We start from the raw sequence: 20,164 nt of genomic DNA, 5'->3' as shown, positions 1-20,164 counted from the left end.
GCGATTTAAAGTTACAAAATTTTTAACTTAATAAATTAAGAAGCGTAAAATTTAAATGCTTCAATTATTAATTCATTAGAGACTTTACAGTCTAGAACTGGTTTTCCTATATCTTCCAAAAGTACGAAGTGAATGTTTCCATGTTCGTTCTTTTTGTCGTAAATAAGTAGCTCTATAATAGGGTTGTAATCTTCTTCTTCAAAAGTAACCTTACTAAAGGTGTCTAAAATGGTAGATTTAATTTCTTGGTTAGTTGCTTCGTTAAGTCCAGTAAGCTTGGTAGAAATATAGCTAGCTAAAATCATTCCTACAGCAATAGCTTCTCCATGTAGTAAGGAGGTTTTGTTTTCATTGCTTAAATAATAAGACTCTATAGCGTGACCTAAGGTGTGGCCATAATTAAGGGTTTTTCTAAGGTTTTCTTCTTTAGGGTCTTGCGCAACAATGTTCTTTTTAATAAGAATAGATTCGTAGATTAATGTGTCTAAATCTTCTGTTGTTAGCTTAGAAAGGTCTAAAAACTTATTCCAATACGCTTTGTCTGCTATTAAGCCGTGTTTAAGCATTTCTGCTAAACCTGAGCGCATTTGGTTTTCTGGTAATGTGCTTAAAAAAGCAGTGTCTATAAGCACCATTTCGGCTGTATTAATAACGCCTATTTGGTTTTTTAGGTGTCCTAGGTCTATTCCAGTTTTTCCTCCTATAGAAGCATCTACCATTGCTAATAAAGAAGTAGGAATGTTTATAAAACTAATACCTCGTTTAAAAGTAGAGGCAACAAAACCACCTAAATCTGTAATTACACCACCACCAATATTAATGATTAAGCTTTTTCTGTCTGCTCCATGTTCTGATAATGCTTCCCAAAGCCCTAAGCATATGTCTAGGTTTTTGTTTTCTTCTCCAGATTCAATCTCTAATACATCATAACTAATCTCAGTTTCTATATTGGCTAAAACAAAAGGAATACAATCTGCATTCGTGTTTTCATCAACTATAAAGAAAATTTTAGAATAATTAGTAGCGCTTAGGTGTTCATTTAAAGCCTTGTAAGTGTCTTTATTGAAATAAATACTGTAATCTTGAGTGTTAATAGGTGTCATTAATAATAGAATTATTTTGAGGTAAAAATAAGGAGAAATTAATCAAATATGATAGACTTGAATTATATTTGTTCAATAATTTATTATTCATATGCATTCAGATAAAATTTTTGAAAATACAGAGATTGCTTTCGCATTAAAAAATGATTCGCAGTTAGAGCGAGCTTATTTTTTATTTAAGATGATTTCTAACGAACCTTTGGTTCGTATTGGTACAGCTGCTACCAATTTTGCTTTAAAAGCTAATTTGCCAATTGAAGGCCTGATACGTTCTACTGTTTTTGATCATTTTTGCGGAGGTGTAAGCGAAGATGACTGCTTGTATGTTATTGAAAACATGTATACAAAAGGAGTGAGTTCTGTGTTAGATTATTCGGTGGAAGGAAAAGAGGATGAAGAGGAATTTGATGCTGCAATGCATAAAATATTAAAGATTTTAAATTTTGCAGACGAAAAAGAGAGTATGCCTATTGTGGTTTTTAAGCCAACAGGTTTTGGAAGGTTTTATTTATATCAAAAATTAGGCGAAGGAAAAACACTTACTGCAGAAGAACAGGAAGAGTGGAATAGAGTAGTTGCAAGGTTTGATGCCGTTTGTAAAGCAGCAAAAGAAAAGGATGTTGTTGTTTTAATTGATGGTGAAGAAAGCTGGATGCAAGACGCAGCAGATGATTTAGTTACGCAAATGATGCAATTGTATAATACCGAAAAGCCTATTGTGTATAATACCTTGCAAATGTATAGACATGATAGAATGGAATTTTTGAAAAAAGAAACCGCTTTAGCAAAGGCTAATAATTATTTTCTTGGCTATAAATTGGTTCGTGGCGCTTACATGGAGAAAGAAAATGAAAGAGCTGAAAAATATGGATATACTTCACCTATTTGTGTTAGTAAGCAAGCAACTGATGAGAATTTTAACGAAGCTGTAGCGTATATGTTAGATCGATTAGATGCTATGTCTGTTTTTGTAGGTACACATAATGAGGATAGTAGTTATTTGGTTATGGATTTAATGAAAGAAAAAAACATAGCTAATGATGATTCTAGAGTTTGGTTTGGTCAGCTTTACGGAATGAGTGATCATATAAGTTATAATCTTGCGCATTATGGATATAATGTAGCAAAGTATATTCCGTTTGGTCCAGTAAAAGATGTGATGCCTTACTTAATTCGTAGAGCAGAAGAAAACACTTCTGTAGCAGGACAAACAGGTAGAGAGCTTACCTTGTTAAAGAAAGAAAAACAACGTAGAAAAGCACAAAAATAGAAGTGATATTAGTGGTTGTCATTTAAAGCTTTAGTTTAATGTTTATCACTTAACATGTTTAAAATAAGATACTTGTTATTTTCGATGTAATAGTTTTAAAGTAATTGTTTTTATTGTACTAGCGCAAAACAAGTGGTGTTTAAGCTGATACAAATTCTATTTATAAGACAAAAAAAATCCCGAAATATTTCGGGATTTTTTGTTTTAATATACTACTTGTCTTTTTTGAATTTCCACCATTTTTTCTTGATTGGGTTTTTACCATATCCATAGGTGTAACTTCCAGATTTTTTATGATCTACTGCATTTAGTAAAATAGCCATATTAGGTAAACGTTTTTCTGAGTACATGGTTTGCGCTATATGTAGTTGGCGTTTGTCTATATAATTAGCTCTTACTACATACACGAACATGTCTGCATATTTACTAATAAGTAAAGTATCTGTTACAAGACCAACAGCTGCAGTATCTACAATAATATAGTCGTATTTGTTTTTAACCGTTTCAAAAAGCTCGCCTACACGATCACTCATTAATAATTCTGAAGGGTTAGGAGGTATAACTCCTGCTGAAATTACATCTAAAAAAGGATTGTTTTCAATTTTGGTTGTTACGTCACTAGCAGAAAGTTTGGTGTTTCCTATGTAGTTAGTAATTCCTTTGTCGTTTTTAATTTTTAAGTAATTTGTAGCTTTAGGTACTCTAATGTCTGTTTCAATTAAAAGTACTTTCTTTTCAGAAAAAGAAAGAGAAGACGCTAAATTTATTGAAGTATGTGATTTCCCTTCTTGATTTGTGGTAGAAGTAACAAATATAATTTTAGCTCGATCTGTAATGCCTTGAAGCATGAAATCTATATTGGTTCTTACCATCCTAAAGGCTTCTGCTTTAGAAGAATAATCTACTCTATCAATTAATTTTTTACGATTGTTAGATTTTGGAATATCTCCTAAATAAGGTACATCTATATTCTTTTTAATGTCTTTTATAGTGTGTACTTTAGAATCTAGTAATTGAAATAAGTATATTAATCCAATTGGTAAACTAGCTCCTAAAATAAGCGCAGATAAGTATACTATTGGTTTAATTGGCGAAACAGGTTTTCCGCTAGCATAACCTTGATCTACAATTTTAGCGTTAGGAGAGGAGATACCATGAGAAATTGCTGCTTCTTCACGTTTTTGTAACAAGTATAAGTATAAAGACTCCTTTATGTTTTGTTGTCTTTGTGTATCTCTAAACTGTCTTTGCTTTGTTGGTGTGGTGTAAATTTGTCCGCTAATTCTATTCGCTTTTTCGTTTAATGCGCTTAAAGTAATTTCATTAGAAGATTTAATGTTGTTTAAATTCTGGTTTAAATTTCCTTTTAACTCATTAATTTGGTTGGTTAAATTTACAACGGTTGGATTTTTTTCACTAGAGTGTTTTAATAATCTGTTTCTTTCTATAACAAGATCATTATGTCTTCTCGTTATTTCGCTAATAGAATTTTCAGCAATACCTATGTTTGCTGGTAATAAATCGGAAGATTCGCTGTTTTTGTCAACAAAATCTTTCATATAATCTATTAACTGAATCTGGTTGGTTGTATTAATTATTTGAGATTCATTGTCTCTTTCGTTTTGTAAAAAGATATTAGATTGTGTTGCTATATCTGTTAATCTATTTCTTTTTTGAATGGTTTCTGCAGTTAAATCTACTTGACCTAATTCTCTAGAAACAATTTCAAGTCTACTATTAATAAAATCTGAAGTAATTTCTACAACTTGTTGTTTGTCTTTAACAACGTCTTTGTTGTAAACTTCAATTAACTTGCTTAAAAACAACGAAGCTTTTTCTCTGTTGTTATCTGATATAGATAGTTTAATTATACTAGAGTATTCTTTAGTTTCAATACGTAAATTACCCTTGTAGTTTCCGGTTATTTTACTAATAGGAGAGATTTCTATAGTAATATTAGAGCCTACTTTAGCAGCATATTGGTCTAAATTAGGAGTTATAATAATGTCTCCAAAACCTGTTTTTATGGGTTGTCCAAAACTATGAAGTACACCTTGGTCTTCGATGTTTTGGTCTTTAGACTTCCATATTTTTTCTTCTTCAGTAATTCCTTTTAGTAAAAATTGTGTTTTAGAGTGTATTTTTACGTTAAGAATAGTATCTGCTTGAAAAAGAATAGAATCTGATGCGCTAAAGTTTAAATTTAATGGAGGGTTGTTGTATACTTCGTGTTTTTGTATTCTACCTTCAACATAATATTGAATATTAAATTTAAGTTCTTTAACCGCTTGTTCTATAAGTTCTCTAGAGCCAATAATTTCGGCTTCATCTAAAACGTTATTCAAGTCTTTTTTAAACAAGCCATAGTTTTGCAAAGAGGAAAGTTCTGGTAATTTGGTACTCTGTCTTTCGTCTTTAATTTGTATTGTGGCACTTGCTTTGTATTGGTAGGTAGCGTATCTTAAATATATGTGAGCTAGTGCTATTGCAGCTATTACGCAAAGTAAGACTAGTTTCCATTTTCCTAAATATGGATCTACTAAGTCTCTAAAATGCTCTTTTTGATTTGCAGCGTTTTTATTCATTAGTAAGGTTGTTAATTTACAATTATTGCGGTAAGTGAAACTAGTACAGCGAGTGCAGAAATAACTACAGCTGTGTTTTGGTTATAAGTAGAAGAGCGTATTCTAGCTTTGTTTGGTGATATGTAGATAACGTCGTCTTGTGTTAAGTAATAACTTTGGTTATTAGCAACAGAAATAGAGGTTAGGTCAAACTGTGCATATTGTTTTTTACCATTATTATCTCTAATAAGTAAAACGTTGTCTCTTCTTCCGTGAATAGTTAAATCTCCTGCGTAACCTAAGGCTTCTGGTAAAGATATTTTTTCATCTTCAAGAACAAATGTTCCAGGATTACGTACTTCACCCAGTATAGTAACTGTAAAGTTTATAAGTCTAATATTAACAATTGGGTCTTTTAGGTATTCTTTTAGTCTTTCTTTTATGAGTTGTGTAGCTTCTGTTCTGCTTAAACCTCCAACTTTTAGTTGTCCAAGAACAGGAAACTCAATGTTTCCAAACTTGTCTACTAAATAGGTTTGCATTTTAGTACTTCCTTGGGTAACAATAGCAGATTGTCCTTCAGAAATTGTTGGTAAATTAAAAGGTCTTGCAGCTTCAGGATCTATAGAAGACACAATAATAGAGAGTTTATCATTGGTTTTGTAGATAACATCTGTGTTAAAATCTACTTCTTCAAAGTTGTCTAGTGGTTCGTCTTGAAAGTAGGCAATATCTTGTCTTGTAGCACAAGATGTAACTAGTAAAAATACAATACATGCTGCAAGTAAGCTGCTTTTTGGTTGGTTAAAAATTGGTTTCATGATTAATAGCGTTTTTTAAATTTTATTTTACGTTTAAAACATCGTATTTAGTGTTATTAGGGTTGTATTCTGGTACTATTTCTTTTATTAAGGAAACGATTTCAATATTAGAGGATGTAGAATCGTGCATTAATAATTTTTTAATTTTTTCTAGTTGGTCATGGGTTACGTCTTTACATTTTGCGATCATTATTTTTTCATTATAGGTAGGTTTTGTGTTTTCTCCATCAATTAAAAGTTCTTCAAATATTTTTTCTCCAGGTCTTAGTCCTGTTATTTTAATATCAATATCTTCAGGATAGTTTAAGCCAGAAAGCGCGATCATGTTTTTTGCTAGGTCTATTATTTTTATAGGTTTTCCCATATCAAAAACAAATATTTCTTCACCTGTTCCCATAGCAGCAGCTTCTAGTACTAGTTGGCTGGCTTCAGGAATTGTCATAAAAAAGCGAATAATGTCTTTGTGTGTAACGGTTAAAGGTCCGCCTGTTTCTATTTGTTTTTTAAATAGAGGGATTACAGAGCCGTTAGAACCTAATACATTACCAAATCTAGTGATGATGAATTTGGTTTTTCCTTTCACTATTTTTTTCTGACAGAATATGCTTATTTCTGCAATTCGTTTTGTGGCACCCATTACATTTGTTGGGTTTACAGCCTTGTCTGTTGAAATTAATATAAATTTATCTGCACCATGTTTCATGGCTAATTCTGCAACATTATAGGTACCAAATACATTTACACTAACAGCTTCAAACGGATTTTTCTCCATTAAAGGAACGTGTTTGTAGGCTGCTGCATGAAATATAATTTCAGGTTTGTAGGTGTTAAAAACTTGATCTAATCGTTGTTTGTTTCTAACGTCTGCAATAATGGTTTCAATATTGGTAATTTTGTTTCTTTTAAGTTCTTGTTGTAAATCGTATAAAGCAGATTCCGAATTATCAATAATTACTAATTTTTTAAATTTATAATGGCTTAGTTTTCTAACTAACTCGCTACCAATAGATCCTGCAGCTCCTGTTACTAAAAGCACTTTGTTGTTGTACTCGTCTATTAGTAAAGGGTTGTTAATGCGTATAGGTTCTCTTCCTAAAAGATCTTCAATTTTAATGTCTTTTATTTGTCCTATACTTAAATCGCCATCAATCCAATGTTGTACGTCTGGTACAATTTTTACTTTTAAGTTTAAGGCGAAAAAAGATCCGGAAATTTCTAGTAACCTATTAGAGTTTATGTTTTGAATAGAGATGATTACTTCGTCTATTTTGTTTTTTTCTACAAACTCTTTATCTATTTTTTTAGGATTATAAACATCAAGCATGTTTATTTTTTTTCCAATTTTTCCTTCTTTATCGTCTAAGAATCCAAAAACTTTAATATTGCTTTTGGCATCGTTTGTAATGGCGTCATAGGTGACCATTCCAGAGTTTCCTGCTCCATAAATAAGTACTGTTTTAAATTTATCAAAATCATGAAACAGGCTTCTATACATAGATTTAATGAAAAATTTTGTTCCTATTATAAAGAAGATGTTTAGTAGCAAATGAATGTAAATAATAGAACCAGGAATATCAAAAACAGTATCAAAATTATATTTTCTACTTACGTAGGTAGAGATAATTAAAATAGTTGCTAGAATGTTTAAGCCAATAACAACGTTTACAACATCTTTAACTCCTGTAAATCGTACCACACCTTTGTGTGAGTTTACAATTAAGAAACTAATAATGGTAGCAATAAATACAAAAGGCAGTTGTTTTAAAAACGTGTAAAAATTAAAATCTATTTCAAAATTATACCTAATTATATAGGCAATAAAGAAAGTGAAAATTACAATACAAGAATCAAACAAAAGCACAAGCCATTTGGATGCGTATCTCTCGGTTAATTTTCTTAATATGTCATTATAATTTATCAAAGTACGATATAATTAGTTTTGTTATTCTGTTTAGGTCTGTTTCGGTTAGGCTTGAGCCACTAGGTAGGCAAAGGCCTTTGTTATAAATGTTTTCTGAGACTTGGTTTAAGTACGCAGGAGCATCTTTAAATAATGGTTGTAAATGCATGGGTTTCCAAGATGGTCTGGCTTCTATGTTATTTTTGTTTAACCATTGAAGTAAGTTGTCTCGTGTTTGCTTTGTATCTAGTAAAATACAGGTTAACCATCTGTTAGAGGTGTAGCCTTCTGGTTCTTCTAGAAAACGAATGGCTTTAATTTTTTTTAAGTGTTTGTAATAGTGGTTGTAGTTTCTTCTTCTTAAAGCTACGTAATTGTCTAATACTTTTATTTGTCCTCTACCAATTCCAGCTATAATGTTAGACATTCTATAGTTGTAGCCAGTGGTTTTGTGTGTATATGTTATTCCGTCTTCTTTAGCTTGAGTGGCTAAAAAAATGGCTTTTTTCTTTAAAGCTTCGGTTTTACAAATTAATGCACCACCACCAGAAGTGGTTATTATTTTGTTTCCATTAAACGAAAGAACAGAGAAATCGCCAAAAGTACCGCATTTTTGTCCGTTAACCTCACTACCAAATGCTTCTGCGCTATCTTCAATTACAGGAATACTGTATTTGTTAGATATGGCATGTATTTGTTTTACGTTATATGGCATTCCGTATAAATTAATGGTTATAATTGCTTTTGGTTTTTTTCCTTTACTAATTCTATCTTTTATTGTTTTTTCTAATAAAACAGGGCATATATTCCATGTTTCTTCTTCGCTATCTACTAAAATAGGTGTTGCTCCTAAGTATACCACAGGATTTACAGATGCTACAAACGTTTTTGTTTGGCATATAACTTCATCCTCTTGTTTAACACCTAAAAGTATTAAAGCAAGATGTATTGCTGCTGTACCTGAACTTAAGGCTGCTGCGTAAGTGTTTTGTTTTAGATATGTTTCTATATCCTTTTCAAAACCGTTTACGTTTGGTCCTAAAGGTGCAATCCAATTTAATTTAAATGCTTCTGTTATGAATTCTTGTTCGTGTCCACTCATGTGTGGTGGAGATAACCAGATTTTAGAATTCAGTTTAGATTCATTAATAGCCATATAAATATTATTGTTTTTAAAGTATAAATCAAAAAAATACGACAAAGAACTTATTTAAACGTTCTTTGATTTAAATATTAAAGGTATTAAGTTTTATCTAGATTTATGTATGCTTTTAACTTAATTAATTTATATAACAATAATATGGTTTTGTAATTGCATTTTGTTTAATCAATATGTTGTTAGGAGGAGTGCGTAATAGTCTGTTGCTCTTATGCTTAAATATACAAAATTATAAGATTAAAGCTACGTTATTTTTTTGGTTTAATATTGTATTGGGTTAGGATATGTACTTAATAAGTAATAATTTAGTACAAGCTATTAATTTATTTATGAAAAATAACCCGTTTGTTTCAAAGACCTTTACTACTATTTGGTCTACGTTTTTTAATGCTTCAAAACCAGGTTTAAACTTTAAATTTATTAAGGATGTTGCCTTTGTAAAAAGCAAATGGCTTCCTTTATATTATAATGTTGGTAAAAATATTACCAATGGTATGTCTTATGTTTTAGATCTTGAAGAAAAAGATTTTAAAGGAAAAGTATTTTTATTGCATGATGTTCCTTCTTATTTTAATTTAGAAGCACCAGATTCTTCAAGATTAAAAGGTTTTAAAGTAAAACAGTATAAAGGTTTTTTAGCAAAGCTAGATGCTTTTGAAAGTTATGATGCTTTTGCTAAAAACCAATTTAAATCGAATACAAGATATAAGTTTAGACGTAATCAAGAACGATTAGAAGCTTGTTTTAATATTAGCTATTCCATTTATAATGAAAGCATAGAAAAAGACAAGTATATTACTATCATGAAGGGTTTTAAAACCTTGTTAACAAAGCGATTTAATGAATTACAAAAGGATAATGATATACTAGATACTTGGGATTATTATTATGAATTAATCTTTAAAATGCTTCAAGAAAAACGAGCATTATTAATAACTATTTGTAATAATGATAAACCCATTGGTGTTTCTTTAAGTTTTTTGTCTGATACTACTATGTTTTATGCAATTACCTCTTTTGATACGGATTATTATAGGTTTAACTTGGGGCATACAACCATTATTAAGCTTTTTAATTGGTGTTTTGATAATGGATATACTATTTATGATTTTTCAAAAGGTGAATATGAATATAAAAATAGATGGACTAATATGGATTATGTTTATGAAAACCATATTCTGTATGATTCTAAAAGCGTAGTAGCTTCTGCTGTAGCCAAAATGGTAAAGTCTAAATATGCCTTGAAGCAGTATTTAAGAGATAAAAACATGAATGAAAAGTATGTAAAATTTAAGTTTTTATTAAAAGGAAAAAAAGCAAAAGTTGTACCTAGAAGAAAATATACAATTGAAAAATGCAAAGAAAAAGAAATGCTAGATGCTAAGGATTTAATTGATTTAAATCATAAAAATTATTCTTTTTTAAAACCCATTATTTTTGATGAATTATATAGAAACCCGGAAGCTATTTCAGGATTAAATATATATGCAATTAAAAATTTAGATAAAGAAGTGTATTATGTAGTAGGAGAGAAGAATAACTATAAAATAATTCTAGATTAACTAGTGCAGTTTTCTGCTAATTCTTTCATGGTTTTACATTGAAAGTTATAGGTGTTTTTTAACGCGTTATAATGTATAAAAAGAGTTTCTAAAGCTTTAAAGTTTTCTTCTGTATTACTACCAAAATTATGAGGATGCCACCATAAATGATATACTTGTTTATGTTTTGCGGCAAAGGTCATTCCTCTTTTAATTCTTTGAATTTTTAAGTTTTCTAAAAAACGTAATTTAGTACTATATCCTCTTAAAAATCTACTAGAAGCAATATTTACTACACCATGCTGCATTTCAGGAATGTGTGTGTTAAATCCAGAAATATTAAGGTAAGCATCTAGTAATCTATAAATTCTATTTTTGGTCTTGCCTAATTTTTTTGTGTTTTCAGTATTGTACATCCAATGGTTTTCTGTTCCTCTATAGCTTAAAACACCATGTTTTGCACAAATTCTTAAATAGTTTTGGTTTATTTGGTTTCTAGGAAAAACAATACTTTTTATTGCAATACCATGTTTTTTAGCAATTTTTATGTTTGCTACTAAATCTGCTTCAAACTCTTCTGCTGTTTGGCCTACTTCGTTACAGAAATAATGGCAAAAAGTATGGCTTCCTATTTCGTGATTTCCGTTTTGTTTTATTTGTGTAATTAACGATGCAGCGTAATGATAAGGATCTTCGGTTTCATTATTGCCAATAGAATCAATTAATCTATAAGGACTAAAATTAGCATTTGTATAACTAGGTTTCTTTTTGGGAATATACTGTCGTAATTCTTCTTTGGTATTTGCTAGTAAAAAGCCAACAGTAGCAAAAGTTAGTTTTATGTTGTATTGGTCGCTAAGTTGTAGTAGTCTAGGTACTACTTCAGAGACTTTTTTAAGATTTTTCTTATAACTTTCTATAGTACGTACATCAAAAATTCCCCAATACAACTCGAAGTCTAAAGAAATTACAAAATGTCCTTGCTCTAGTTTCATTTTACAATACTTAAAAAGGTTTTGAAAATAATTTTAATATCTATAAATACTGAAGGATTAGCAATATACTTCTTGTTTAAAGCTATTTTTTTTGGCATTATATCTTCAATATACAACTTTTCAGGATTAGTAGTGTCTTTTAAAAGTTCGGCTTCGTTTCTAAAAGCAATAGAAGCGTAGTCTGTAATACCTGGTTTTACTTGTAGTATTTGCAGGTCATCATTAGTATAAAAATCTACATATTTTCTTACTTCAGGTCTTGGACCAACAAAACTCATCGAGCCTTGTAATACGTTAATTAGTTGTGGCATTTCGTCTAATTTGTATTTACGTAAAAAGTAACCCACTTTTGTAACTCTAGAGTCTTTATCGCCTAATGTTAATAGGCCTTTTTTGTCAGATCCTACAAACATGGTTCTAAACTTAAAGATTTTAAAATCTTGATTTTTTATACCAACTCGTGTTTGTCTGTAAAATATAGAGCCTTTAGATTCTAGTTTTATCAGTATGGCAATAATTAATAATACAGGAAATAGAATTATTAAGCCTAACAAGGAAAAAAATATGTCGAATACTCTTTTTATCATAGTGTGTTTTCTACTGCTTTTGTAATTGTGCTCACAATATACTGTAATTGTTCTTGGGTTAACTGCGGATAAATAGGTAAAGATATTTCTGCTTTGTAATTATTAAAAGCATTTGGGTAATCTTCAATTTTGTAACCATAAGATTTAAAAAGACTTAATAGAGGTAAAGGCTGAAAATGTACATTAACCGCAACACCATTTTTAGCTATTTCATCAATAATAGCATCTCGTTGTGCCTCTGTAGCATCTTTAATACGTAAAGCGTATAAATGACATGAAGATATTTTTTTATCGTTTTTAAAAGGAGGTAAGATAGCCCAGCTTTTAGTTGCGAAGTATTCTTGGTAATATGAAAAAATTTCTTTTCGTTTATCTAAAATGTTTTCAAAATACTCTGGTAATTGTGCTACACCAACAGCAGCAAGTAAATCTGGAAGATTCATTTTTAAACCAGGATATATAATATCGTACCTCCAGCCACCAGCTTTAGATTTAGTAAAAGCATCTTTAGTTTGACCATTTAAAGAAAAGCAGCGTAAAAAATTATATTCCTCTTGGTTGTTAAAAGGTGCTGGTAAGTTTAAGCAAATGGCTCCGCCTTCTGCAGTAGTTACATTTTTTACGGCATGAAAAGAAAATACAGTTATGTCTGTAGTAGTGCCAATAAATTTATTGTTGTACTGTGCGCCAATAGCATGTGCAGCATCTGCTATAACTACAATTCTTCCTAGTTTTTCTTGATTTGGGTGTGTAGCATGAAAGAGATCTCTAGTGTTATTTGCTAAACTATTTATAGCATCATAATCACAAGGCCAACCTGCTATATCTACAGGTATTATTGCTTTTGTATCTTCTGTTATCGCTTTTTTAATACCTTTTAATGAGATGTTAAAATCATCTTCTGTATCTACCATTATTGGTGTTGCGCCAACATGAATAACCGCTAAAGCAGTGGCAGCATAGGTGTAAGCAGGTATAATTACTTCGTCTCCTTCGCCAATGCCATACCATTTTAATGCTAGCATGAGTCCTGAGGTTGCAGAGTTTACGCCAAGAGCATTGGGTGTTTTTGTGTACTTACAAACCAGTTCTTCTAGTTTTTTTACTTTAGGACCAGTAGTAATCCATCCAGATTCTAAGGCGTCAGTAACTTCTTTAATAACATTGTTGTTAATAAAAGGAGGAGAAAATGGAATTTTCATCTTCGTTAAGTTTTATGATTAATAGCTTGGTTAAAGATATTAATATATTGCTTAGAAATGTTTTCTAAACTAAACTTTTCAACGTGTTTTAATGCATTTTGAGCTAATTCATTAGCTAAATTCTTGTCTGTAGCCAATCTTATCATGGCATTTGCTAATGCTTCAGAGTTTTTTACCTCTACTAGTAAAGCTTCTTTTTCATGTCTGGCAAATTCTCTAACTCCTGTAACATTGGTAGCAACCATTGGTAAGCCAACTGCTGCAGCTTCTAATAAAACTCTAGCAAAACCTTCTCTAAAGGTTGGTAGTATAAAAGCATCTGAAGATAATAATAGATCATACACATCATTTCTACTTCCTAAAATGTCTACAATATCTTGGTATTGGTTTAGTATTTCTTGGTTTAAGCGTTTGCTGTTTTCTTCTAAAGGGCCAACAAGCAAAATTTTAAAATCATGGCCTTTATCTTTACAAATTCTAGCTGCTTCTAAAAGGTTTATAATTCCTTTTTCATACACTAATCGTGCTACACATATAAAGGTAAAAGGAGTGTTGTTGCGTTTTGCTGTTTTAGTAATGTTCTTTAATTCTATTCCGCTACTAAAAATAAGCTTGTAGTTTTTATTGGTTATAAGATGGTGTGATTTGTATAAATCTTTATCGTCAAAATTTTGAAAAATGGTACTAAAAACGCGATGTTTTATGCTTCTATGAAGCGTGTAATACACCTTTCTTAATGTGTAACTGTATAGGCTGTTAGACATGAAAATAGTACCTAGTCCTGTTATGGTTCTTGTAATTGGTGTTTTTGTATTTTTTAAAGCTATTGGTAATAAAAAAGCAGGTTTGGTATCAAAGGTATGAATGACATCAAATTCATTTTTAGAAAAATAATCTTTGTACCATTTAAGTGTTTTCGCATCCGAAACAGGAGAGAAGTTTCTTACTAAGTTGTAAGGCACATAGTTAATGTAATCTGGAAACTTATGCGAGCTGGTTCCAAGTATGGTTACTTGAAAACCTGCATCTTTAAGATAGCTAGACAAGGAAATGCGCTTATGCACATCTTCACCACCAACAAGACAGATTCTTTTATTCATGAAATAAATTTACAACTAAAATAAGATAAGTTTTTAGTTTACTAAAATTTGTTCTACATTAGAATTGACAAAAAAGCTATTTATGTTAAAGATTGCTAGGTATTTATACCATAATACTTGGGTTGCTAAAACTGTAATTGATGCTGTATTACAAGTGCAGCAATATTACAGAACGCATTATATTGATGATGCTACTTTTTTAAAGCAAAATTTTAAAAAACGCTTCGGAAGAACCTTAGATTTAAACAATCCTAAAACTTTAAATGAAAAGCTTAATTGGTTAAAGCTTCATGATAGAACGCCTTTACATACCATTTGTGCAGATAAGTTTGAGGTGCGAAAGTATGTTGAAGAAACTATTGGCGAAAAATATTTAATTCCGTTAGTGTTTCAAAGTTATAATACGCAAGATGTTAAAGCTTCTAATTTTCCTGATTTCCCGTTTATAATTAAAGCAAACCATGATAGTTCTGGCGGAATAATTGTTAGAGATAAAACCACTATAGATTGGCAAAAAACACAAAAACACTTTAAAAAATTACTAAAAAAAAATTATTATTATTCTGGCAAAGAGTGGCAATATAAAAATATAAAACCTTGTGTTATAGCCGAAAAACTTTTGGTAAATGAAGCAGGAGATATTCCTTTTGATTATAAAATACATTGTTTTCATGGCAAAGTAGAAGTCATACAAGTAGATATTGATAGATATACCAACCATAAACGTAATTTATATGATGCCAATTGGAATTTATTGCCATTTACTTGGTCTTTATGGAAAGATAATCAACCCCTTTGGGATAACGGAAGAGATTTAGAGAAACCAAAGAATTTAAACGAAATGCTTACTGTTGCAGCAAAACTATCTACACCTTTTTGCTATGCAAGAATAGATGTGTATGATTTTGAAGGTAACGTGTATTTTGGAGAAGTTACTTTTCATCATGGAAGTGGCTTAGAAACCATTTATCCTGAGAAGTATGATTTAGAATTAGGAAACCTATTAGATGTAAGTACAATAAAAACAAAAGCGTAATTATGAAGCAATTAATATCTAACTTTTACCATAATACCAGATTTGGGCTTGCTGTTATTCAGCCATTTAAAAATGTATACGAATACTTACGCTATGCCTTAGTACCTGATAAAACAGTTATTGAAAAAGAGTTTAAAACCAATTTAGGGTACACGCCAAACTTTGAAAATCCGCAAACTTTTAATGAAAAACTACAATGGTTAAAATTAAATGACAGAACACCTTTACATACTATTTGTGCAGATAAATACAAGGTTAGAGATTATGTTAAAGAAAAAATAGGCGAGGAGTACCTAATTCCTTTAGTGTTAGAAACTAAAGATGTACGTGATATTGTACCAGAAAATTTACCAGATTATCCTTTTATTATAAAAACCAATCATGATAGTTCTGGCGGAATTATTGTTAGAGATAAAAGCAAGCATAATTGGATAAACGTACAAAACACACTCGCTAAGTTTTTAAATATAAACTACTACTACAGATATAAAGAATGGCAATATAAAAATATTGAACGTAGAGTAGTAGTAGAAAAATTATTGATGGATGAAAATGGAGGAATTCCGTTTGACTATAAAATGCATTATTTTAATGGAAAACTTGTTTTTACGCAAGTAGATATTGATAGACAAATAGATCACAGACGTAATTTGTATGATGCCAATTGGAATTTACTAGATATTCAATGGATTTACAAAACTGGTCGTGATGTAGAAAAACCAAAGTTGTATGACAAAATGGTTGCTTTAGGCGAAACTTTTGCAAAAGACTTTTGTTATATACGTGTAGATTTTTACCATGTAAATGATAAAATATATTTTGGTGAATTAACGTTTCATGCAGAATCTGGTTGTGGTGCTTTTACTCCAGAACATTATGATGCAGATTTCGGAAAATTATTGAAGCTACACAAAACTGTGGTTAGTTAATTTATATACAAATTGACATACCATTTTTGAAACGTATAAAACGTCCACACCTTATAACTATTGTCTTCTTTACCTGTTAAATGGTTTTTTACTAACTGTTGAATGTAATCTATATTAAAGAGGTTTTGCTTTTCTAATAAAGCAGTTTCTATATAGCTTTCTAGTTCTTTTTTTAATCCAGAACGCAACCAATCACCAACAGGAACAACAAATCCTTTTTTAGATTTTTCTAAAAAACCTTCAGGAAACTCCTCTTTAAACGCTTCTTTTAAAATGTGCTTTTTACTAAACCCTTTTAGCAAATAATCTTCTGGTAAGCTGTTGGCAAATTCCCAAAGCGATTTGTTTAAAAAAGGCGCTCTGCACTCTAGTGAGTTTAGCATGCTTGTTCTATCTACCTTTACTAGCATATCACCTTCAAGACTCATCAATCTATCAATTTCTCGATATTCATGAACTGTTTTAGGTTGTGTAATGTTAGACTTTTCTTTGTAATAGCTAAAAACACTTGTTTGTATGCTATTGGTTTTTAAAAGTTTTTCGATATCGTTAGAAAATCCTAAGGAAATAATGTTCCAATAATGTTCGTTGTTATAGTTTATTGCATTAACAAACTTTTTTAGCTTAAAACGTTTTCCTCTATTGTCATCTTTGGTAGTTAGCAGTTTATTTAAAACACGCTTTGAAGCATGATGTATAAAGGCAGGAACAATGTTTGTGTACTTGCTGTTTAGTTTGCCAATATAGTATTTGTTGTAACCACCAAAAACCTCATCACCACCATCACCTGTTAAGGCAACTTTTACAAAATCTCTTGTTTTATTAGCTACTAAATAAGTTGGTAAAGCAGAAGAATCTGCAAAGGGTTCATCAAAATTTAAAAGAATTTCATGAATGTTTTTTTCGATGTCTTTTTCTGAAATAATAAACTCATGGTGGTTACTATTAATCAGTTTTGCTACTAGTTTTGATTTGTCTGTTTCGTCAAACGAAGCTTTATCAAAACCAATAGAAAAGGTTTCTATTTTTTGATGGTTCATTTGTGATAAACCCAAACTTACAATAGAAGAATCTACACCACCAGAAAGAAAGGTGCCAAGCGGAACATCACTAATAGAACGACTTTCAATACTTTGAAGCATTCGGTTTTTTAGTTCCTTTTTTGCTTCCGCGAAAGCGATATTTTGTTTTTCCTTTTTAATAGTATTTATTTTATGTACTTGAAAACTGTGGCTATTTACATCATAATCGATATAATGATTGGCTTCTAGCTTAAAAATATTTTTATAAATAGTAAAAGGAGCAGGAGTGTAGGTGAGCCTAAAATATAGGTTTAAACCTTGTTTAGAAATTTCTGGCTTGTTGTCAAGATTGTTAATGATGGATTTTAGCTCAGAAGCCCAAAAGAAATTTTCGTCATTTTTATAGTAGTACAAGGGTTTTTCGCCAAAAAAATCACGACTTATAAAAACTTTGTTTCGGTTTTTGTCATAAATGCTAAAAGCAAACATACCATCTAAATCTGCAAAGCTGCTTTCTCCTTCTGCTTCGTAGAGTTTTAAAATTACTTCTGTATCTGATTTTGTTTTAAAAGTAACCCCTTTGTTTTCTAATTGTTTTTTTAAGATTTGGTAATTGTAAATTTCACCATTAAAAACAATAACAATGCTTTTATCGTGATTGTAAATTGGTTGTTTCCCTGTGCTTAAGTCAATAATAGAAAGTCTTCGCATAGCCATAGCTATAGTGGCTTTGTCATGATTTTCTATACAAAAACCATCTTCATCTGGTCCACGATGATAGATTAGCTGATTCATTTTTTTTAACGAATTGCTAATCTCTTCAGGAGTACTACTCTTGCTTATTATGCCGTTTATTCCACACATAAATGCGTATCTATTAGTTGTTTTAGTTGTGTACCTATTACAGAAATATCAAACTGTTTTGCTTTATTAAAACTTAGCTCGCTATATTTTTTTCTTACTTCTTCGTTGTTTTTATAGTAGGTAACTGCTTTTGCTATACCTTCCTCATCATCTACATTTACTAGTAATCCGTATTTTGCTTTAAAAAAGCCACCAGTTTCAATTTCTACTTTTTTATTGTCGTTTAATAGCTCTAAAGGACCAGATTTGCAATTAGTAGCTATTACAGGAACTCCTAAAGACATGGCTTCCAGGATTACGTTAGGAAATCCTTCAGAAAGAGAGGTTAATACTAGGCAATGGTGTTTTAGTATTTCATGATCTATAGTGTCACTGTTTCCTTTAAAAGTAACGGTTTTATTAAGGTTTAACGTGCTTGTGAGTGTTTTTAATTCTTCTTCAAGAGAACCAATTCCGTAAATATTTAAAGCTACGGTTTGGTCAATAAGAGCAATACTTTTTATTAAACTTTTTTGGTTTTTTACAGGATTTAACCTTCCTACAGCTACAATTTTAAAAGGTTTTTCAGTATTAGAATATTCTAAAAAACTAGGTTTTTCTTTGCGTGTATAAATAGGGTTGTAAACAACATGTTTAGGGATTTTTACATCAAAATTGTTTTCTAAATCATGATTTATATGTACAGAATTTGAAAAAAGACTTGTGTTTTTGTTGTAAAAATAACTAACCAATAGCTTGCCAAACTTACCATATGTTTTTGAAGGGAAACAACGTTCGCTAATAATGGTTTTTAGTTTTGGTTGAAACATTTTAGTAAGCCCATTAATAGTATTTTGCTTGATTAAAAAGGAAATACTTACTTCTATTTTGTGTTGCTTAATTATTTTAGGATATTTATATGCACTAGTTAAAAAGGTGTTTAATTTAAATAAGGAAGAATTATCATATCGTTCTTGTTTGTTAGATAAACAAATAATTTCCACCTCTTTATGTATAGGTAAATCTATATTGTTGTACATAAGTACCAAAGTAACATTGTAGTATTTTATAAGTTCATTGCAAAGCCTAGAAACTACACGTTCTGTGCCACCATAACCTATGGATGCTACAAATAGGGAAATGTTTTTTTTGTTAGTCATTAATAGATATGTCTTTACTTAAAGCTTCTGAAAATATTTCAGCACCAACGTCAGACATGTGTGCTATGTCTATCCAGTAATCTGTACTGTTATTGTCTTTAAAAAAATTACTATAGTCATGATATTCAATATTTAAATCTTCTAATACTTTGCGCAAAGCATTATTATCTTCAGGGCATTTATCAATATACAATGGAGTAGTAATTGTTATTAATTTTTTATTGTTATTAGTGCAAAAAGTTTCTATTTCTTTTAAATAGCTATTAAATAAAGGGTTTAGCTTTAAATTGGTTTTACACTCAATACTATCATTACGAGCTAGTATTTTTTCAAATATTTCTTTTTGCGTACTATGTACTTCCATTGGGTCATAACCATAATAATGTTCTAAGTCATATTTAGGAAATACAGCATTTTTTAAAATACCTAATACCAATCCGTTATAATCTATACACCAATAAAAATTTTGTAGAGGGTTTGTTAATTCTGCTCTATCTAATTCTTCTTTAATAACAGCATTAGTATGGTATTTTACCATTAAGGTTTTAGTTTCTTCTCTGTTGTAATATTCTCTATAAGCAACATTAGGATCTACATGTAGAATGACAGTTTGTTTAAGGTCTTTAGGAAGCAATTTTATTAAGGTAGCACTGTAAGCAATAAACTTACCATCTACTCCCATATTATAACTAGAGGCATTTAGTTTTTTAACATCTATATGGTGATTTGCTCTAGAACTACCAAAAACAATAAGTTTTGTAGTGTCTTTTATAGCTAAGTAATGGTTTAATTTACCAATAGCTTGACCAGAGTAAACGGTATCACTAATTTTAGTTATTGTGAAGTATGCTATTTTATCTATAATAAAAGATACAACAACAATAAAGCCTATTAATTTAAGTGTATTTATGATTTGTTTTTTGTTCATAACA

At 30.3% G+C, this 20,164-nt stretch carries 16 protein-coding genes; 4 read left to right on the top strand and 12 right to left on the bottom strand.

Features of this window, described 5'->3' with window-relative positions; translation table 11 throughout:
- Positions 1-35: 35 nt before the first annotated feature.
- Positions 36-1,103: a 3-dehydroquinate synthase gene (gene aroB / locus ACFSSB_RS04490; RefSeq protein ID WP_379901416.1), complete on the bottom strand. Its 1,068-nt coding sequence runs from the start codon at positions 1,101-1,103 to the stop codon at positions 36-38.
- A 91-nt stretch (positions 1,104-1,194) separates the two neighbouring features.
- Here aroB and ACFSSB_RS04485 point away from each other — a divergent pair, with 91 nt between their 5' ends.
- Positions 1,195-2,373: a proline dehydrogenase family protein gene (locus ACFSSB_RS04485; protein WP_379901413.1), complete on the top strand. Its 1,179-nt coding sequence runs from the start codon at positions 1,195-1,197 to the stop codon at positions 2,371-2,373.
- A 212-nt stretch (positions 2,374-2,585) separates the two neighbouring features.
- Here ACFSSB_RS04485 and ACFSSB_RS04480 read toward each other — a convergent pair whose 3' ends face one another.
- The 4 genes from ACFSSB_RS04480 to ACFSSB_RS04465 are packed head-to-tail and all read right to left on the bottom strand — an operon-like array spanning position 2,586 to position 8,814.
- The gene (locus ACFSSB_RS04480; protein WP_379901411.1) at positions 2,586-4,958 is read right to left on the bottom strand and encodes a GumC family protein; all 2,373 of its coding nucleotides are present in this window, start codon (positions 4,956-4,958) and stop codon (positions 2,586-2,588) included.
- An 11-nt stretch (positions 4,959-4,969) separates the two neighbouring features.
- Positions 4,970-5,758 carry a polysaccharide biosynthesis/export family protein gene (locus tag ACFSSB_RS04475; RefSeq protein WP_379901408.1) on the bottom strand — a complete coding sequence of 263 codons (789 nt, stop codon included), beginning with the start codon at positions 5,756-5,758 and terminating at the stop codon, positions 4,970-4,972.
- Between the two features lie 22 nt (positions 5,759-5,780).
- On the bottom strand, positions 5,781-7,679 hold the full coding sequence (locus ACFSSB_RS04470; RefSeq protein WP_379901406.1) for an SDR family NAD(P)-dependent oxidoreductase: 1,899 nt from the start codon (positions 7,677-7,679) through the stop codon (positions 5,781-5,783).
- Complete coding sequence (locus ACFSSB_RS04465; RefSeq protein WP_379901404.1) at positions 7,666-8,814, bottom strand: aminotransferase class I/II-fold pyridoxal phosphate-dependent enzyme; 1,149 nt, start codon at positions 8,812-8,814, stop codon at positions 7,666-7,668. Before ACFSSB_RS04465 ends, ACFSSB_RS04470 begins: the two co-directional genes overlap by 14 nt.
- A gap of 332 nt (positions 8,815-9,146) precedes the next feature.
- On the opposite strand from ACFSSB_RS04465, the gene ACFSSB_RS04460 reads away from it, so the two are divergent.
- On the top strand, positions 9,147-10,379 hold the full coding sequence (locus ACFSSB_RS04460) for a GNAT family N-acetyltransferase (protein WP_379901402.1): 1,233 nt from the start codon (positions 9,147-9,149) through the stop codon (positions 10,377-10,379).
- Here the strand turns inward: ACFSSB_RS04460 and ACFSSB_RS04455 are convergent.
- Genes ACFSSB_RS04455 through ACFSSB_RS04440 form a run of 4 tightly spaced genes read right to left on the bottom strand, consistent with a single transcriptional unit; the run spans position 10,376 to position 14,242 of the window.
- Positions 10,376-11,353: a polysaccharide deacetylase family protein gene (locus ACFSSB_RS04455; protein ID WP_379901400.1), complete on the bottom strand. Its 978-nt coding sequence runs from the start codon at positions 11,351-11,353 to the stop codon at positions 10,376-10,378. The genes ACFSSB_RS04460 and ACFSSB_RS04455 overlap by 4 nt on opposite strands.
- Positions 11,350-11,940 carry a sugar transferase gene (locus ACFSSB_RS04450; RefSeq protein ID WP_379901397.1) on the bottom strand — a complete coding sequence of 197 codons (591 nt, stop codon included), beginning with the start codon at positions 11,938-11,940 and terminating at the stop codon, positions 11,350-11,352. Before ACFSSB_RS04450 ends, ACFSSB_RS04455 begins: the two co-directional genes overlap by 4 nt.
- Positions 11,937-13,142 (bottom strand): DegT/DnrJ/EryC1/StrS family aminotransferase, encoded by a 1,206-nt coding sequence (locus tag ACFSSB_RS04445; protein WP_379901395.1) that lies wholly within the window; start codon positions 13,140-13,142, stop codon positions 11,937-11,939. The genes ACFSSB_RS04450 and ACFSSB_RS04445 overlap by 4 nt, the downstream gene beginning before the upstream one ends.
- Before the next feature lie 5 nt (positions 13,143-13,147).
- Positions 13,148-14,242 (bottom strand): glycosyltransferase, encoded by a 1,095-nt coding sequence (locus ACFSSB_RS04440; protein WP_379901393.1) that lies wholly within the window; start codon positions 14,240-14,242, stop codon positions 13,148-13,150.
- An 82-nt stretch (positions 14,243-14,324) separates the two neighbouring features.
- On the opposite strand from ACFSSB_RS04440, the gene ACFSSB_RS04435 reads away from it, so the two are divergent.
- Entirely contained in the window at positions 14,325-15,278 is a 954-nt protein-coding gene (locus ACFSSB_RS04435; RefSeq protein ID WP_379901391.1) for an ATP-grasp fold amidoligase family protein, read from the top strand.
- 2 nt (positions 15,279-15,280) lie between these two features.
- Positions 15,281-16,207, top strand: a complete 927-nt coding sequence (locus tag ACFSSB_RS04430) for an ATP-grasp fold amidoligase family protein (RefSeq protein WP_379901389.1) — start codon at positions 15,281-15,283, stop codon at positions 16,205-16,207.
- On the opposite strand, the gene asnB is transcribed toward ACFSSB_RS04430, so the two are convergent.
- The 3 genes from asnB to ACFSSB_RS04415 are packed head-to-tail and all read right to left on the bottom strand — an operon-like array spanning position 16,204 to position 20,160.
- Entirely contained in the window at positions 16,204-18,093 is a 1,890-nt protein-coding gene (asnB, locus tag ACFSSB_RS04425) for an asparagine synthase (glutamine-hydrolyzing) (protein ID WP_379901387.1), read from the bottom strand. The genes ACFSSB_RS04430 and asnB overlap by 4 nt on opposite strands.
- The gene (locus tag ACFSSB_RS04420) at positions 18,081-19,232 is read right to left on the bottom strand and encodes a glycosyltransferase (protein WP_379901385.1); all 1,152 of its coding nucleotides are present in this window, start codon (positions 19,230-19,232) and stop codon (positions 18,081-18,083) included. Before ACFSSB_RS04420 ends, asnB begins: the two co-directional genes overlap by 13 nt.
- The gene (locus tag ACFSSB_RS04415; protein WP_379901383.1) at positions 19,225-20,160 is read right to left on the bottom strand and encodes a hypothetical protein; all 936 of its coding nucleotides are present in this window, start codon (positions 20,158-20,160) and stop codon (positions 19,225-19,227) included. The genes ACFSSB_RS04420 and ACFSSB_RS04415 overlap by 8 nt, the downstream gene beginning before the upstream one ends.
- Between the last annotated feature and the right edge of the window lie 4 nt (positions 20,161-20,164).

Source organism: Lacinutrix gracilariae (assembly GCF_042684485.1).
GTDB classification, from domain to species: Bacteria; Bacteroidota; Bacteroidia; order Flavobacteriales; family Flavobacteriaceae; genus Oceanihabitans; species Oceanihabitans gracilariae.
Note: the sequence above shows the minus strand (reverse complement) of the source record. Positions and strands in the feature narration are given on the sequence as shown.